Below are 16,046 nucleotides of genomic sequence, written 5' to 3' on the forward strand. Positions count from 1 at the left end.
ACAGGAATCTACAACTATGGCCGACATCATGACCCCCGCCCTGGGCGAGTCCGTCACCGAGGCGACGGTGGCGCGCTGGACCAAGAAGGCGGGCGATGCCGTCCGTAAGGATGAGATCCTGGTCGAGCTGGAAACCGACAAGGTCAGCCTGGAAGTCGCCGCGCCGGCCGACGGCGTGCTGAGCGAAATCCTGGCCGCCGAAGGCGATACGGTCGAACCAGGCGCGATCCTGGGCAAGATGTCCGAGGGCGGCGCGGCCGCGGCCCCGGCCAAGGCCGAGGCGCCCAAGGCTGAAACCAAGCCCGAACCCAAGGCCGAGGCGGCGAAGGCCCCGGCTCCGTCGCAGCCGGAGGTCATGACCACCAAGCCCGCGGCCCCCTCGGCTCAACGGATCGCCACCGAGAACAATCTCGACCTCGCCAAGGTCGGCGGTTCGGGCAAGGACGGTCGGGTGACCAAGGGTGACGCCATCGCCGCCCTGGAGACCCGGGCCAACGCCCCGGCGGCCGCTGCGGCCCCCGCCGCCCCGCGCGCCCTGCATGAACGCGAAGAGCGGGTCCGCATGACCCGCCTGCGCCAGACCATCGCGCGCCGCCTGAAGGAGGCGCAGAACAACGCCGCCATGCTGACCACCTTCAACGAGGTGGACATGAGCGCGGTCATGGCCCTGCGCACCGAATACAAGGACGTGTTCGAGAAGCGCCACGGGGTGCGCCTGGGCTTCATGAGCTTCTTTGTGAAGGCCTGTATCGCGGCCCTGAAGCAGGTGCCCGACGTCAACGCCGAGATCGACGGCCAGGACATCATCTACAAGAACCACTACGACATCGGCGTGGCGGTCGGCACCGAGAAGGGGCTCGTGGTCCCGGTCATCCGGGACGCCGACGATATGAGCCTGGCCGGGGTCGAAAAGGCCATCGGCGCGATGGGCAAGAAGGCCCGCGACGGCCAGCTGGCCCTGGATGATCTGCAGGGCGGCACCTTCACCATCTCCAACGGCGGGGTCTATGGCTCGCTGATGTCGACCCCGATCCTGAACGCGCCCCAGTCGGGCATCCTCGGCATGCACAAGATCCAGGAGCGGCCGATGGTCGTGAAGGGGCAGGTGGTGATCCGCCCGATGATGTACCTGGCCCTCTCTTACGACCACCGCGTGGTGGACGGCCAAGGCGCGGTGACCTTCCTGGTCAAGGTCAAGGACGCCATCGAAGATCCCCAGCGCCTGCTGCTGGACCTCTAGACAGCCAGGGGCGCGGGGGACCGCGCCCTTTTCGGCTTTAAGACCCTCTGACCTACGGATCCTAGTCCCATGTCCCAATACGACGTCGTCATCATCGGGGGCGGCCCCGGCGGATACAATGCGGCCATCCGCGCCGGCCAGCTGGGGCTGAAGGTCGCCTGCGTCGAGAAGCGCGAGACCCTGGGGGGCACCTGCCTGAACGTCGGCTGCATGCCGTCCAAGGCCCTGCTGCACGCCTCTGAAATGTATGACGCGGCCATGGGCAAGGAATTCGCCACCCTCGGCATCGAGGTGAAGCCCAAGCTGAACCTGTCGCAGATGATGGCCCAGAAGGCCGAGTCGGTGACCCAGCTGACCAAGGGCATCGAATTCCTGTTCAAGAAGAACAAGGCCGACTGGATAAAGGGCGCGGGCAAGATCGCCGGCCCCGGCAAGGTCGAAGTCACCGCCGCCGATGGCTCGGTCCAGACCCTTGAAGCCAAGAACATCGTCATCGCCACGGGCTCCGAACCGACTCCGCTGCCGGGCGTGACCATCGACCAGAAGCGGATCGTCGATTCCACCGGCGCCCTGTCGCTGGCCGAAGTCCCCAAGAAGCTGATCGTGGTGGGCGCCGGCATTATCGGCCTGGAGCTGGGCTCGGTCTGGCGCCGCCTGGGCGCCGAGGTCACGGTGGTGGAGTTCCTCGACCGCATTACGCCCGGCATGGACACCGAGACGGCCAAGACCTTCCAGCGGTCCCTGACCAAGCAGGGCATCGTCTTCAAGCTGGGCGCCAAGGTGACCGCCGCTGAGACCTCAAAATCCGGCGTCAAGCTGACCGTCGAGCCGGTGGCCGGCGGCGAGGCCGAGACTCTGGAGGCCGACTACGTCCTGGTGGCCATCGGCCGGCGTCCCTTCACCGAAGGCCTGGGCCTGGAGTCCGTCGGCGTCACGCCGGACAAGCGCGGCGTCATCGAGACCGACCATTTCAAGACCTCGGCGCCTGGCGTCTGGGCCATTGGCGACGCGATCCACGGCCCCATGCTGGCCCATAAGGCCGAGGAAGACGCCGTGGCCTGTATCGAGCTGATCGCCGGCAAGGCGGGGCATGTGGACTACAATCTGGTCCCCAGCGTCGTCTATACGGCGCCGGAAGTGGCCTGGGTCGGCAAGACCGAAGAGCAGCTGAAGGAGGCGGGCGTCGCCTATAAGGTCGGCAAGTTCCCCTTCACCGCCAACAGCCGCGCCAAGATCAACCACGAGACCGACGGCTTCGCCAAGATCCTGGCCGACGCCAAGACCGATGAGATCCTGGGCGTCCATATCGTCGGGCCCCAGGCGGGCGAGATGATCGGCGAATATTGCGTGGCCATGACCTTCAAGGCCGCCAGCGAGGACATCGCCCGCACCAGCCATCCCCACCCGACCCGCTCGGAAGCCGGCCGTCAGGCCGCCATGGGCGTCGAGGGCTGGACGATGCAGTCCTAAAGGGCGGCTTGGAAGAGGGCGGCCGCCGGACCGCTCAGCCCGCCTGGGCGAGCGGTTCAGGTTCCAGCACCATCACATATTCCTCGACCTCTTCGCCGCGGCCGGGGGCGAAGGCCGTGGTCTGCCCGCGGATGACGAAGCCGGCGTGCTGCAGGACCTTGAGCGAGGCGATGTTGTCCTTGGCCACCCGGGCCTCGACGGGTCGCGTGGCGATCCTGTCCACGAAGGCTAGCAGGGCGCGGGTCGCCACGCCCTGGCCCCACCAGGGTTTTCCGATCCAGTAGGAGACCGACGGCGAACCGGCGGTGGTGTGGTTGAGGATGTGACCGGCGACGTCGCCGGCCACCTCAACGGTTCGGGCGGTGACGCCCGGCGTTTTCAACAGCCTGTCCCAGTGGGCCATGAAGGCGCCGCGGTCCTCGGGATCGGCGGCGCCGAAGGCGGCCATGCGGTTGGCGGCGAGATCCCGCTGCTGCTCGAAAAAGATCGGCAGGTCGCCAGGAATCACGGGGCGAAGTCGGACAGGACAGGTCATGCGTGGGGATGGGCCTTGGCATAGGCGGCGAGCAGGCGCTCGGCGTCCACTTCGGTATAGCGCTGGGTGGTGGACAGCGAGGCGTGGCCTAGCAGGTCCTGGATTGAACGCAAGTCCGCGCCCGCCCCCAGCAGATGGGTGGCGAAGGAGTGCCGCAGGGCGTGTGGGGTGGCGCTGTCGGGCAGGCCAAGCCGCCCCCGGAGGATCTGAACGGTCGCCTGGACGTGCCGGGGGCTGAGCGGGCCCCCGCGCTTGGCCCGGAACAGGGGCGCATCGGGCGCCAGGACATAGGGCAGGTCGGCGAGATAGGCGGCGATCGCCTCGGCCACCGCCGGCAGCACCGGCACAAGTCGGGTCTTGCCGCCCTTGCCGGTGATCCGCAGGGCCTCCCGTAGCGGCGCGTCCGACCGCTTCAGGGACAGGGCCTCTGAGATCCGCAAGCCACAACCATAGAGCAGGGTCAGGACGGCGGCGTCCCGGCTGGCCTCCCACTTCTCGCGATCAGGGTCGAGCCCCGGTTCGGCGATCATCCCGCGGGCCTGGTCCTCGGTGACCGGGCGCGGCGCCCCGGGCTTGATCCGGGGACCCCGGACCAGAGTCACCGCGGCGTTGGCCACGCCCAGGCGGCGGTCCAGATATCGGTGCAGGCCCCGTACGGCCGACAGGGCCTGGGACAGGGAGCGTGGCGACAGGGGGTGATCGCCCTGGCGGAGATAGGCCAGCCAGGCGCGAAGTTCGGCGGTTTCCACCCCGCCCAGGTCGGCGACCACGAGGCCGCCCCCCCGATGCTGCTGCAGAAACGCCACGTAGCGGCGCCCGGCCGCCCCGTAGGACTCCACGGTCCGCGGCGAGGCCCGGCGCTCCTGGGTCAGATAGACGAGCCAGGCCTGAACCGCCTGGTCGGCCGGCGCCGCAAGGCTCAGGGCGGGCGGGGGGGTCACAGGACCGGCCAACGCTCCGCCGTGCGCTCGATCACCCGAGCCAGAAAGGCGACGAGTTCGGCGCCCATGTCCTCGGTGAAACCGTTGGGGTCGTCGGAGCCGAAGGCGACCAGACCTTCCCGCGCCGGCTCCCACATGGCCAGGCGCACCAGGGCCATGGACTTGACCCCCTCGCTCCGCTCACCGAACAGGCCAAGCGCCGGCGCCCAGAACCCCATCCGGGTCAGTTTCTGGTGGCCGCCCAGGACCATGTCCACCTGACCTTCAACCAGGGGCCGCCAGCCAGCCGGCGTGCGCTCTGGCCCCTCCAGGGCCACAACGCCGCACCCGAGACCAAACCGCAGCTGCGCCAGTTCATCGACCCGGCGGGCCAGATCGGCGTGGTTGCGGGCCTCCAGCAGGTCGATCACCGCCCCGTGAGTCTGGGCCTGGGCGGCGAAATTGGCCCGGGCGGTGGATTCCAGCTGACGACGGACGGCCGACTCCTTGCGGTGGGCGGCGTGAACCCGCGCCAGGGCGGCCGGCCCGAAGGCCACCACATTCTCCGGTAGAGCCTGCAGGCCCAGCAGGCGGAGCAGTTCCGGGTCGTCCAGCAGAACGCCCGGATTCTCCAGCAGGAAGGCTCGGACTGTGGCCTGCGCCTCGTGGGCGCTCATCGCGCCGTCCATGTTCGCGCCGTCCATGCAACCCGCCCTATCGCCGCCTGGGCGATTCCTAAAGGATCGACTGGCCGGTCTTGGCCCAGTCGCTCATGAACTGATCAAGACCCTTCTCGGTTAACGGGTGCTTGAACAGGTCGAGGAAGACCGCCGGCGGAATGGTCGCGCAGTCGGCGCCCATCAGGGCCGAGGCGGTCACATGGGCGGTGGTGCGGATCGAGGCGGCGAGAATTTCGGTGTCGAAATCGTAGTTGTCGTAGATGGCGCGGATCTCGGCGATCAGGTCCATCCCATCGGCGCCGTGATCGTCCAGACGGCCGATGAACGGCGAGATGTAGGTCGCGCCAGCCTTGGCGGCCATCAGGGCCTGGGCGGCGGAGAAGCACAGGGTGACGTTGGTCTGGATGCCTTCGCGGGTGAACACCCCCGTCGCGGTCAGGCCGGCCCGGGTCAGGGGAACCTTGACCACCACATTGGGGGCCACGCCGGCCAGCTTGCGGCCCTCGGCCAGCATGGCCTCGACCTCGGTGGCGGCGACCTCGGCGCTGACGGGCCCCTCGACGAGGTCGCAAATCTCAGCGATGACCTCCAGCATGGGACGGCCCGACTTGGCGATCAGCGACGGATTGGTGGTGACGCCGTCCACCAGGCCTGTGGAGGCGAGGTCCTTCAGGACGGCCGTGTCGGTGGTGTCGAGAAAGATCTGCATGGCCTGGGCCTCCCTGCGCAGTGAATGGCGGTGTTTAGCTGCTGCGCCCGGTCCTCGCCACCCTGCCTTGATGACAGCCGCGGACGTCCGGTCATGAGCCGCATCGCCTCGGTCCTGCTGCCCATGCCCCTGCCGGAGGCCTTCGATTACGCTGAGCCTGAGGGCATGGGTCTGGAGGTCGGCGACCAGGTGGCCGCGCCGCTGGGCCCCCGCACCCTGCGCGGGGTGGTGACCGGCCTGCGGGATGCTGTCGGCGGCAACCGTCCCCTGAAGCCCCTTGAGGCTCGCCTCGACGATCCGCCCCTGCCGCCGGGCACCCTGGAGTTTGTCCAGTGGGCGGCCCGCTACGCCGTAGACGCGCCTGGCCAACCGCTCGCCATCGCCCTGCGCGGCGCCCGGGCGGCCAAGGCCCGACCCGTCAAGCAGGTGGTCGCCACTGGGGCTGCGCCCGCCCGGCTGACTCCGGCCCGGGATAAGGTGATGGTGGCCCTGGAGGGCTTTGTGGGAACCCCGGCCGATCTGGCCCGTCATGCCGAGGTCTCGGCCGGTGTGGTCAAGGGGCTGATCGACGAGGGGGTCCTGGCCGTGCGCCTGATCCCAGCCCCCGTGGCCTTCCCGGCGCCAGACCTGTCGCGGCCCCGGGCGCCGCTCAATCCCAGCCAGGCGGCGGCGGCCCAGGTGCTCATCGCCATGACCGGCGAGGGCGGTTTCAATGTCGCCCTGCTCGACGGGGTGACGGGCTCGGGCAAGACGGAGGTCTATCTGGAGGCTGTGGCCGCCGTCCTCGCCGCCGATCAGACTGCCCAGGTCCTGGTGCTGCTGCCGGAGATCGCGCTCACCCAGGCCGTGCTGTCCCGCTTCACCGAACGGTTCGGGACCATGCCGGCCGAATGGCATTCCGGCGTCGCCCCGCCAGCCAGGCGTCGGGTCTGGGAGGCGGTGGCCACCGGCGTCTGCCCGATCGTCGTGGGCGCCCGCTCGGCCCTGTTCCTGCCCTTCACGAACCTGAAGCTGATCGTCGTCGACGAGGAGCACGACACCTCGTTCAAGCAGGAGGAGGGCTTCATCTATCAGGCCCGGGACCTGGCCGTGGTGCGGGGCAAGATGGAAGGCGCCGCCGTGGTCCTGGCCTCAGCCACGCCATCCCTGGAAACCCTTCGCAACGCCGAGACCGGCCGCTATCGCTGGCTGCGACTGACCGACCGGCACGGGGTCGCCGTCCTGCCCCAGATCGACCTGATCGACCTGCGGGAGACGCCGCTGGAGACCGGTCGCTGGCTGTCGGCCCCGCTGGTCGAGGCCGTGGGCGAAACCCTGGCCCGGGGGGAGCAGGCCCTCCTCTTCCTCAACCGCCGGGGTTATGCGCCCCTGGTGCTGTGCCGAGCCTGCGGCGAGCGGCTGACGGCGCCCGACACCGACTCCTGGCTGGTGGAGCATCGCTATACCGGCCGCCTGGTCTGCCACCTCACCGGCTTCTCCATGGCCAAGCCCAAGGCCTGCCCCAATTGCGGGGCGGTCGACAGCCTGGTCTCTGTGGGGCCAGGCGTGGAGCGGGTGGAGGAAGAGGCTCGCGCCCTGTTCCCAGAGGCCCGAGTGGCGGTCTTCTCCTCCGACACCGTGTTCGACGCCCAGGCCGCCAGGCGGCTGGTGGAGTCCATGGCGGCCGGTGAGATCGACATCCTGGTGGCCACCCAGGCCGCGGCCAAGGGTCACAACTTCCCCAACCTGACCCTGGTCGGCGTGGTGGACGCCGATCTGGGGCTGAAAGGCGGCGATCTGCGGGCGGCGGAGCGGACCTATCAGCTGCTGGCCCAGGCCACGGGGCGTGCGGGCCGCCATGACCGTCCAGGCCGGGCCCTGGTGCAGACCTATGCGCCGGACCATGCGGTGATGCAGGCCTTGGCCGCCCAGGACAGGGACGCCTTCGTCGCCGCCGAGATGGCCGAGCGGGAGCTGGCGGGTCTGCCGCCCTTTGGCCGCCTGGGCGCGGTGATCGTCTCCAGCGAGAACCCCCAGGCCCTGGAGGTCTTTGTCCGGGACATGGCCGCGGCCGCGCCCAACGCCGAGGGGCTGGAGGTCTATGGCCCGGCCGACGCCCCCCTCTCCCTGGTCCGCGGCCGGCGGCGCAAGCGGTTCCTGGTGCGGGCCGACCGCACCGTCGATCTTTCCGCCTATCTGGCCGCCTGGCGCGCGCGGGTGAGGCCGCCGGGCTCGGTCCGGGTGGTGATTGACGTGGATCCCTACAGCTTCCTGTAGATGGCGGCGCCGGCGGACCGGCCAATAGTCGGGCGCCCGACGGACGCAGCGGACGCGAGCCTGTAGGGGCTTCTGCGAAGCTTCCCTGCCACCCCATGCCGTCTGAGGCGTTTCACTCCCATGTCCATGGGTCAGCCATCCTCCGATCCGCGTCCCTATTCCGGGCGTTCGGATCTGTCCGCCCTGCGGGGCAACCGCCTGCTGGCCGCCCTGCCCGGGACGGTCCTGCAGGATGTTGCGCCCCATATACGCCCGGTGAATCTGGAGCGGGGGCGGGTTCTGTTCGAACCGGGGGATGATGTCGACCTGACTCATTTCCCGACCCGCTCGGCGATTATCTCGCTGCAACTGGTCACCCGGGACGGTCGCGAGGTCGAGGCCGCGAGCATCGGCCGCGAGGGGGCGGCCGGCGGCATCGTCAGCTCCGGGCATAAGCCGGCCTATGGCCGGGCGGTGGTCCAGATCGCGGGGCCGGTGCTGGTCATCGCCACCGAACAGCTGGAGGCCGCAAAGCGCCGGCGTCCGGAAATTTCCGACCTGTTCTCGCGCTATGCCGACGCCCTGCTGGCCCAGGTGATGCAGTCTGTGGTGTGCAACGCCCTGCATCCGGTGGAGCAGCGGGCCTGTCGCTGGCTCCTGTCGACCCATGACCGCTCGGAAACCAATATCATCCGACTGACACAACAGAGCCTGGCCGAAATGCTGGGCGTCCAGCGCACCACCGTGTCCGGCGTCGCCAAGATTCTGGAGCACCGGGGCCTGATCCGGCAGCACCACGGGCATGTGGAGGTCATCGACCGCGCCGGGCTCGAGGAGGCCTGCTGCGAGTGCTACCAGGCCGTCGAAGACCACTACGCCCTGTTGCTCCCCGAGGTCGTGGAGGACTGACCTCAGATCAGGATTTGACCTCGGCCGGCGCGGGCGTCGGCGCGGGCGGCGGAACGCGGTCCTGCAGACGCACCCCGGGAATCTTGAGCATCAGCAGGAAGCCGAACAGCAGGACCGCCAGGCTGAAGATGATCCCGTAGACCACGGCGGTGGAGAAACTCTGGCGGATGATCTGGTCGGTGGCGCGGGTGACCGGATCGGCGGCCCTGGCTTCGGCCAGGCCGGGATCGGCGTCTCGCTCCATGGCCATGCGCTGCAGGTCTGACAGCTCCAGTGTCTCCATCTGGGCCGCAGGATTGGCCGCCGACAGCCGGCTGAGCTCGCTGGTCAGGCCCCAGGTGAGGATTGCGCCGAACAGGGCCACGCCCATGGTCGATCCGATCTGCCGGACGAACTGTCCCGAACTGGTGGCCACGCCCAGCTGATGGGGCGGCACGGCGTTCTGCACGGCGAGGCCAAACAGGCTCTGGCCCGGGCCAAGGCCGATGCCGACGATCAACAGCCGCCAGGCCAGGTCGAGAGTGCCAGTGTCGGGCCCGATGAAGCAGAGGGAGAAGACCCCGGCGATCAGCACGGCCCCGCCGCCGATCATGAACGGCTTGTAGACCCCGGTCCGGGTGACCAGCTGGCCGTTGATGGTCGAGGAGGCCACCAGCCCGACCATCAGGGCCAGCATGGTCAGGCCGCTGCGGGTGGCTGGCACGCCCTGTCCCACCTGCATGTACAGGGGCAGGAAGGAGGTCACCCCCATGAAGGCCATGGAATAGATGAAGGCCGCCCCGTTGGCGGTGTTGAAGGTCCGGTTCTTGAACAGCTCCAGGGGCAGGATGGGATCGCGCACCGCCCGCTGAACGAAGACGAAGGCGGTGAGGGACGCCAGGCTTGCGGCCAACAGGCCAAGGATCATGGGCGAGGCCCAGCCATAGTCCCGGCCGCCCCAGGTGATGGCCAGCAGCAGGGTGGTGAAACCGACCACGATGAGGGCGGCGCCGGCATAGTCGATGCGCCCCTCGCCCCGGGGGGGCAGGGCCGGCATCTTCAGGACAATCATGGCCACCGCCGCCAGGGCGAAGGGCACGTTCACATAGAAGACCCAGCGCCAGCCCTCGATCACATGGCCGGCCAGCTCGACCGTCCCATGGTCTGTGAAGAAGCCGCCGATCACCGGGCCAAAGATGCTGGCCACCCCGAACACCGAGCCGAACAGGCCGGAGAACTTGGCCCGCTCCCGGGGGGCGTAGAGGTCGGCGATGATGGCGAAGGCGATAGTGAACAGCGCCCCTCCGCCCACGCCCTGCACGGCCCGGGCGGTGATCAGCTGGGTCATGCCGCCGCCGATCACGGGCAGGTCGCCGAACTCTCCGGCCAGGCCAGACAGCCAGGAGCCGGCGAGGAAGACCCCGATGCCCCACAGCAGGATCGGCTTGCGGCCGAAGATGTCGCCAAGCTTGCCCCAGATGGGGACCATGACGGTCGAGGCCAGCAGATAGGCCGTGGTCGCCCAGGCGTAGAGATGGAGGCCCGACAGGTCCGAGACGATCCGCGGCATGGCCGTGGCGACCACGGTCTGGCTCATGGCGCTGAGCAGGAAGACGATCAGGACGGAAATCAGCGTGAGGCGACGATCGGCCTCGTTAAAGACTTGGGGCTCTTGCAACGCGGCGTTTCCAAAGCGACGTTCGAGCGCCGCCAAATTATCTGGCCCTGCGCAGCGCTGGCGCGGCGAGGCCCTATTTTTCAAAGGTCTGAGCCCGCCCCGGCGCGCCGATGTGACGTCCGGGGCGGTGTTAATGGTCAGACGTTATCAGAACCCGTCGGGGATGCATGCTCCAAAGGCGGCCCTCCCACCGCCTTTCGACGGCCGGCCCGCCGGGCGAAGATGTTGAGCCCTTCCACCAGGCCAGAGAAGGCCATGGCGGCGTAGATGTAGCCCTTGGGCACGTGGAAGCCGAAGCCGTCGGCGATCAGGGTGGCGCCGATCATCAGCAGGAAGCCCAGGGCCAGCATGACCACGGTCGGATTGGAGTCGATGAATTCCGCAAGGGGATCAGCGGCCAGCAGCATGACGCCCACCGCGAAGACGACGGCGATCACCATGATCGGCAGGTGATCGGTCATCCCCACGGCGGTGAGGATCGAGTCGATGGAGAAGACCAGGTCCAGCAGCAGGATCTGCACGATCACCGAGGAGAAGTTGGCCGCCGCGGCGCCCTTGACGTCGAGCACCCCGTGGGTGGGCTCTGGATCGACCTTTTCGTGGATCTCGGTGGTCGCCTTCCAGACCAGGAACAGGCCGCCGATGATCAGGATGATGTCGCGCCAGGAGAAGTCCATCTCGAACATCGGCATGCCATGCACCGGGTCCGGCGGGCCCTCGAGGGGAATGCTGAACACCGTCTGGGTGAGGCCGACCAGGAAGGCCAGGGTCGAGAGCAGGCCAAGGCGCATGATCAGCGCCAGGGCGATGCCGATCTTGCGGGCGCGGCTGCGTTGCTCCGGCGGCAGTTTGTTGGAGAGGATCGAAATGAAGACGAGGTTGTCGATGCCAAGGACCACCTCCATCACGATCAGCGCGATGAGGGCGGCCCAGGCGACCGGGTCGGTGACGAGGACGAGAAGCGTGTCCATTGGTGATTCTCCAGGGGAATACCCCATGGCTTAGACGATCCAGGGGCGCGTGGGAGCGCTAACGCGATGGTCAGGCTTCTGGCGCCACAATGCGACGAGAAAGTCCGCCGCCTGCGCCTGACCTCCGTGCCGAGTTCCGCCCATGACCGACGCCCAGCATATCAATCCGCTCACCTCACTGAGGTTCTTCGCCGCCTTCTGGGTGGTGCTGTTCCACTACTGGCCGGCCCTGGCGACGGCGACCACGCCGCTGTTGGTCGCCAAGGGCTATCTGGGCGTGGAGCTGTTCTTCGTCCTGTCGGGCTTCATCCTGTGCCATGTCTATCGCACCCAGGTTGAGACCGGCGGCTTCACCTATGGGAGCTTCCTCTGGGCCCGTCTGGCGCGGATCTATCCGCTGCACCTGGCGACCCTGATCGGCATGGGGGTGCTGGCGGCGGGCGCCACGGCGGCCGGCTTCGCCGTCGACCCCAATATTCTGTCCTGGGAGTCCCTGCCGGCCAACCTGTTGCTGGTGCAGGCCTGGGGCCTGGCCCCGGTCGCCGGCTGGAACCATCCATCCTGGTCGATCTCGGCGGAGTGGTTCGCCTATCTGACCTTTCCCCTGTTCGCCTGGGCCGCCCTGGCGCTGAAGGCGAGGCCGCTGGTCGCGGTGGTGCTGGCCGCCGTCTTCATGGCGGTCCTCTATGCCGGGTTCGAGGCGCTGGCGGGCCATCCCCTGACCCTGGCCACGATCCGCTGGGGCGCCCTGCGCATCGTGCCGTGCTTCGCCCTGGGCTGCGCCCTGCACAGTCTCTGGCGGGAGCGGGCCGGCGGCGGTCGGAGTCAGTCCTGGCTCGGCGCCGCAATTTCAGGCGCCGTCGCCCTGTGCGCGGCCGCCCTTGGACTCTCTGATACGATTATCGTCCTGGGGGCGGCTGGTCTGATCTTCTACCTCGCCCGTCTGGCCCAGGGCGGGTCCCAGGCCCTTTGCGCCCCGGCGCTGATCTATCTCGGTGAGATCAGCTATTCGATCTATATGATCTGCGTGCCGTGGAAGATTGTATTCGTCAACGGGGCTGCCAGTCTGCTCAAGCTTGAGGGGGGGCAGCTGCCCCTGGCCCTGTGGTTGGTGCTGCTCGTGGGCGTGGTTCCACTGGCGGCGCTCTCATATCATCTGATCGAGAAACCATCCCGCGAGCGCATGAAGCTGTGGGCGGGGCTGTGGAAAGGGCGGGCGCCAAAGGTCGCAGGCGCATAAACCCTCTTTTCATCCCCGGCGTGAGAAACTATGCCTAACACCAGTTCGCGTCGGGGAGTTGCATCCAACATGATGAAACGGGCACGCTTGGTCCTTGGTTCCATGACGGCCGCGGCTGTTATGGCTCTTGCGCCTGCCAGCTCCGCCATTGCGGACACCTATTGGCAGTGCGTTCCGTTCGCCCGGATGATCTCGGGCGTGCAGATCTTCGGCGACGCCTGGACCTGGTGGAAGCAAGCCTCCGGCAAGTACGACACCGGCAACACCCCTCAGGCCGGGGCGGTCCTCTGTTTCAAGCCCACGGGCGCCATGCGCCTGGGCCATGTGGCTGTGGTCAGCCAGGTGCTGACCGATCGGGTCATCCAGATCAGCCACGCCAACTGGTCGAGGATCAACGGAACACGCGGCCAGATCGAGCGTGACGTCACGGTGATCGATGTCTCCGCCAAGGGCGACTGGAGCCAGGTCAAGGTCTGGTACGACTCCATCGGCGATCTCGGCTCGACGACCTATCCTGTGCATGGCTTCATCTATCAGGACGCCACCGCCTCGACCCTCACCAAGACCGGCTTCACTACCGCGCAGAATACGGCGGTGACCGTGGCCCAGTCGGCGGCCAATCAGATGGTCGCGGCTGTTCGTCCTGGCTCTGGTCCGCTGCAGATGCTCAGCCAGGCCGCCGACGCCACCGACCGGATCGCGGCCTTGCTCCAGGCGGCCGGTCAGGGCGGCGCCTCGGCGGGCGAAGGCCAGGAATAGTCGCAACCGCGACGCTCGGAACAACCCTTCCTTAAACGGCTGGGGACCACCCTGTCGGCCTCATCATAAGGTCGTTCATGGCAAGCCCCGCTCCTTCCCACCTGCGACCCCAGACCTTGCCCTATCTGCGGGCGGCCCTCGCGGCCCACGCCCGCTATGTTCAGGGTCTGGCCGGGGGGCGCCGCGCCGATCTGGTGCGGGCCGATCTCGCCGACTGGGACCTGGAAGGCGCCCTGCTGGCCGAGGCCGACCTCACGGGGGCCCGCCTGTCCGGCGCGATTCTGGCCGGGGCTGACCTCAGCCGCGCCAACCTGTTCGGCGCCGATCTGCGAGACGCCGACCTGAGGGGCGCACGCCTGCCACAGGCCGACCTGCGCGGAGCGAGCCTGCGCGGCGCCAATCTGTCCGGCGCCGATCTCTCCGGCTGCGACCTGCGCGAAGGGTGCATCGCCATGCAGACCCGGGCCGCTGGCTTCCGGGTGCTGACCCCTGAGACCCGGGCTGGGAACCTCGAATACGCCGTCGTCGAGGGCGCTGATCTCAGTGCGATCATGACCGCCGTCGATTGCCGTGACGCCAGCATGTCCGGGGCGATCCTGGTCGGCGCGCGGCTGGTCAATGCGCGCCTGGACGGCGCCGACCTGTCTGGAGCTCAGCTGGATGGCGCCGATCTCAGCGGCGCCTCTCTGCGGGGGGCGGTGGTGGCCGGGGCCAATCTCGCCGCCGCAGGCCTCGACGGCGCCGATCTCAGCGACCTCCTGAAGGCGCCGGCCACGGTCTTCTATGTGGACGACATGCCTCTGCATGACATCGTCGCCGACCACGAGGCCTATTGTGACAGCCAGGGGGCCCTCGGGACGGCCGCCCGGCTCGGAAGCGCTGATTTCCGCTCCCTCCGCCACTTGCGAAACCGCAGGCTGAGCGGCCTGTCTGCGCCTGGGGCTATCTTCTTCGGCATGGATCTGAGCGGGGCCCAGTTGCAGGGCGCGGACCTGTCGGACTGTGATCTGCGCAAGGCCGACCTGCGGGGCGCGGATCTTCGCGGGGCCCGGCTGACCGGCGCGAACCTTATCCGCGCCGATTTGCGCGACGCCAAGCTTGGACCCCTGTCGATCGGCGAAGGCCGCCTGCTGCGCACCGATCTCAACCGGGCGATCCTGCGCTATGCCGATCTGAGCGGCGCCCAGGCCCGCCGGGCCCGCTTTCTCGAGGCCGACCTATCCGGCGCCAAGCTGACCGGGGCCGATCTGCGGGGCGCCGAACTGATCCTCTAGCGGTCAGCCCACCTACATCTCGTGGCGCAGGGGGCGCAGGTCGGGGAAGTCCGCCGGCCGCTTTTCGGCCTTGGCCTTGAAGGCCTCGCCCATGTGCGAGCCCGCGAACATGCCGGTCTGCCAGACGGCGATATAGTCCAGGCCATCGGCGATGGTGTGGTCGCGGGCATAGTTGATCATCACCTTTGAGCCGGTCACGGCCAGGGGCGACTTCTCGGCGATCTCCCGGGCTGTGGCCATGACGTGGTCGAGCAGGGCCTCGTGGGTCGGGAAGACCTCATTGACCAGGCCGATCTCCCTGGCCCGCTGGGCCGACAGGCGGCGTCCGGTATAGGCCAGCTCGCGCACCCAGCCCTCGGGGATCAGCTTGCACAGGCGCGGGAAGGTGCCGACATCGGCGGTCATGCCGATATTGATCTCCTGCACGCAGAAGAAGGCGTCCTCGGTGGCGTAGCGGATGTCGCAGGCGCTGGTCATGTCCATCGCCCCGCCGATACAGCCGCCCTGGATGGCGACCAGGACCGGCATGCGCGCCTCGTCCAGGCAGCTGAAGCAGTCCTGCAGCCAGCGGATATGGTGACGCTGACCCTCGGCGGCGATGAAGCGGTCAGGGGCGGCCCCGCCGTCGGCGGCCGAGGTCCCGCCGCCGCCGAACACAGCCAGGTCCATGCCGGCTGAGAAATGCTTGCCGGTCGACGAAATGACGATGCAGCGGGCCCGGACATTGTCGTTGATGTCCCGCACGATCACCGGCAGCTCGTTCCAGAAATCCCGGATCATGCTGTTGAAGGCTTCGGGCCGCTTGAGCTTGATGTGCGCGACGCCGCCCTCGATCTCGACATCGAAGCAGGTCCAGGGTCCCAGCGCCGGGATGGCGGACGAAGATGCGGTCTTGGAGTTGGCGGCGGTCATGGCTGTTCCTGGGGATGTTTTCTTCAGGGGTTTTCCCATCATCGCCCCCTGACGCAAGGGAAAGCCAAGGCCTCTCAGAGATCTTCGACGGTCGCCCCCAGCGCCTCGCAGAGCCGCGCGGCCACCACGGCCCGGTGGCAGTCGCAGGCGCGGGCCTCGAAACAGAGCAGGGCGATCTTCTTTCGGCCTGCCAGGTCCTGAGCCCTGGCCAGCTCGACCTGGGCCTGGGGCTCGGCCAGATGGGCCTCGAAGATGGCGCGCATCTCATCGGTGCGCCCGGCCCGCGCCGCATCCCGGCCAGCCTTCGGCGTGCCCAGGCCGCGCAGATGCTCATAGCCGATGCCGGCCTCATCCAGGCTGGCCCCCAGGATCGTCTTGGAGAAGCCCGGCCGCCGCGAGGCGGCGACGGCGCGCACATCAACCACCAGATCGACGCCGGCGGCCTTCAGCTGGTCGATCATCTGGGCCTGGGTCTTGCCCTCATAGCCGATGGTGGCGATGGCCATGGCGAACCTCTCCTTGGGTCATGGATCAG

Annotated in this window: 15 protein-coding genes; 7 read left to right on the forward strand and 8 right to left on the reverse strand. The window is 68.4% G+C overall.

From position 1 onward, the window contains the following. Positions 1-16 precede the first annotated feature (16 nt). Together odhB and lpdA are read left to right on the forward strand one after the other, a co-directional pair. Positions 17-1,240, forward strand: coding sequence for a 2-oxoglutarate dehydrogenase complex dihydrolipoyllysine-residue succinyltransferase (odhB, locus tag Q8K84_RS00670; protein WP_305279570.1), 1,224 nt, complete (start codon positions 17-19; stop codon positions 1,238-1,240). Between the two features lie 69 nt (positions 1,241-1,309). Further along, positions 1,310-2,710, forward strand: coding sequence for a dihydrolipoyl dehydrogenase (lpdA, locus tag Q8K84_RS00675; RefSeq protein ID WP_305279573.1), 1,401 nt, complete (start codon positions 1,310-1,312; stop codon positions 2,708-2,710). Between the two features lie 34 nt (positions 2,711-2,744). Here the strand turns inward: lpdA and Q8K84_RS00680 are convergent, their stop codons facing one another. From Q8K84_RS00680 to fsa, 4 genes are read right to left on the reverse strand one after another with little or no spacing between them, the layout of a single operon-like run. Beyond that, a complete protein-coding gene (locus Q8K84_RS00680) occupies positions 2,745-3,218 on the reverse strand; it encodes a GNAT family N-acetyltransferase (protein WP_305279575.1) in 474 nt (157 codons plus the stop codon). A gap of 23 nt (positions 3,219-3,241) precedes the next feature. After that, positions 3,242-4,186 carry a tyrosine recombinase XerC gene (locus Q8K84_RS00685; RefSeq protein ID WP_305279579.1) on the reverse strand — a complete coding sequence of 315 codons (945 nt, stop codon included), beginning with the start codon at positions 4,184-4,186 and terminating at the stop codon, positions 3,242-3,244. Then, the gene (locus Q8K84_RS00690) at positions 4,183-4,869 is read right to left on the reverse strand and encodes a DUF484 family protein (protein ID WP_305279582.1); all 687 of its coding nucleotides are present in this window, start codon (positions 4,867-4,869) and stop codon (positions 4,183-4,185) included. Before Q8K84_RS00690 ends, Q8K84_RS00685 begins: the two co-directional genes overlap by 4 nt. Before the next feature lie 31 nt (positions 4,870-4,900). Further along, a complete protein-coding gene (gene fsa, locus Q8K84_RS00695; protein WP_305279585.1) occupies positions 4,901-5,554 on the reverse strand; it encodes a fructose-6-phosphate aldolase in 654 nt (217 codons plus the stop codon). Positions 5,555-5,647: 93 nt separating this feature from the next. On the opposite strand from fsa, the gene Q8K84_RS00700 reads away from it, so the two are divergent. Beyond that, on the forward strand, positions 5,648-7,810 hold the full coding sequence (locus Q8K84_RS00700; RefSeq protein WP_305279587.1) for a primosomal protein N': 2,163 nt from the start codon (positions 5,648-5,650) through the stop codon (positions 7,808-7,810). 120 nt (positions 7,811-7,930) lie between these two features. Next, a complete protein-coding gene (locus Q8K84_RS00705) occupies positions 7,931-8,698 on the forward strand; it encodes a Crp/Fnr family transcriptional regulator (RefSeq protein ID WP_305279589.1) in 768 nt (255 codons plus the stop codon). A 7-nt stretch (positions 8,699-8,705) separates the two neighbouring features. On the opposite strand, the gene Q8K84_RS00710 is transcribed toward Q8K84_RS00705, so the two are convergent. Then, positions 8,706-10,355, reverse strand: coding sequence for an MDR family MFS transporter (locus Q8K84_RS00710; protein ID WP_305279591.1), 1,650 nt, complete (start codon positions 10,353-10,355; stop codon positions 8,706-8,708). 137 nt (positions 10,356-10,492) lie between these two features. Then, positions 10,493-11,326, reverse strand: a complete 834-nt coding sequence (locus tag Q8K84_RS00715; protein ID WP_305279594.1) for a TerC family protein — start codon at positions 11,324-11,326, stop codon at positions 10,493-10,495. Positions 11,327-11,468: 142 nt separating this feature from the next. Here Q8K84_RS00715 and Q8K84_RS00720 point away from each other — a divergent pair, with 142 nt between their 5' ends. From Q8K84_RS00720 to Q8K84_RS00730, 3 genes are all read left to right on the forward strand, one after another. Next, entirely contained in the window at positions 11,469-12,566 is a 1,098-nt protein-coding gene (locus Q8K84_RS00720) for an acyltransferase (protein ID WP_305279597.1), read from the forward strand. A gap of 69 nt (positions 12,567-12,635) precedes the next feature. Continuing rightward, positions 12,636-13,325: a CHAP domain-containing protein gene (locus Q8K84_RS00725; protein ID WP_305279600.1), complete on the forward strand. Its 690-nt coding sequence runs from the start codon at positions 12,636-12,638 to the stop codon at positions 13,323-13,325. Positions 13,326-13,402: 77 nt separating this feature from the next. Beyond that, positions 13,403-14,599, forward strand: coding sequence for a pentapeptide repeat-containing protein (locus Q8K84_RS00730; RefSeq protein WP_305279603.1), 1,197 nt, complete (start codon positions 13,403-13,405; stop codon positions 14,597-14,599). 12 nt (positions 14,600-14,611) lie between these two features. Here Q8K84_RS00730 and Q8K84_RS00735 read toward each other — a convergent pair whose 3' ends face one another. Both Q8K84_RS00735 and Q8K84_RS00740 read right to left on the reverse strand, forming a co-directional pair. Continuing rightward, the gene (locus Q8K84_RS00735) at positions 14,612-15,511 is read right to left on the reverse strand and encodes a crotonase/enoyl-CoA hydratase family protein (protein ID WP_305279606.1); all 900 of its coding nucleotides are present in this window, start codon (positions 15,509-15,511) and stop codon (positions 14,612-14,614) included. Between the two features lie 74 nt (positions 15,512-15,585). Further along, positions 15,586-16,017: a DUF488 family protein gene (locus tag Q8K84_RS00740; protein ID WP_305279609.1), complete on the reverse strand. Its 432-nt coding sequence runs from the start codon at positions 16,015-16,017 to the stop codon at positions 15,586-15,588. Between the last annotated feature and the right edge of the window lie 29 nt (positions 16,018-16,046).

Source organism: Phenylobacterium sp. (assembly GCF_030679875.1).
Lineage (GTDB): Bacteria > Pseudomonadota > Alphaproteobacteria > Caulobacterales > Caulobacteraceae > Phenylobacterium.

Coding starts and splice junctions, on each gene's coding strand:
- Q8K84_RS00740 (WP_305279609.1), bottom strand. CDS start 16,017: ATGGCCATCGCCACCATCGGCTATGAGGGCAAGACCCAGGCCCAGATG.
- Q8K84_RS00715 (WP_305279594.1), bottom strand. CDS start 11,326: ATGGACACGCTTCTCGTCCTCGTCACCGACCCGGTCGCCTGGGCCGCC.
- Q8K84_RS00690 (WP_305279582.1), bottom strand. CDS start 4,869: ATGGACGGCGCGAACATGGACGGCGCGATGAGCGCCCACGAGGCGCAG.
- Q8K84_RS00720 (WP_305279597.1), top strand. CDS start 11,469: ATGACCGACGCCCAGCATATCAATCCGCTCACCTCACTGAGGTTCTTC.
- Q8K84_RS00700 (WP_305279587.1), top strand. CDS start 5,648: ATGAGCCGCATCGCCTCGGTCCTGCTGCCCATGCCCCTGCCGGAGGCC.
- fsa (WP_305279585.1), bottom strand. CDS start 5,554: ATGCAGATCTTTCTCGACACCACCGACACGGCCGTCCTGAAGGACCTC.
- Q8K84_RS00730 (WP_305279603.1), top strand. CDS start 13,403: ATGGCAAGCCCCGCTCCTTCCCACCTGCGACCCCAGACCTTGCCCTAT.
- Q8K84_RS00705 (WP_305279589.1), top strand. CDS start 7,931: ATGTCCATGGGTCAGCCATCCTCCGATCCGCGTCCCTATTCCGGGCGT.
- lpdA (WP_305279573.1), top strand. CDS start 1,310: ATGTCCCAATACGACGTCGTCATCATCGGGGGCGGCCCCGGCGGATAC.
- Q8K84_RS00725 (WP_305279600.1), top strand. CDS start 12,636: ATGATGAAACGGGCACGCTTGGTCCTTGGTTCCATGACGGCCGCGGCT.
- Q8K84_RS00735 (WP_305279606.1), bottom strand. CDS start 15,511: ATGACCGCCGCCAACTCCAAGACCGCATCTTCGTCCGCCATCCCGGCG.
- odhB (WP_305279570.1), top strand. CDS start 17: ATGGCCGACATCATGACCCCCGCCCTGGGCGAGTCCGTCACCGAGGCG.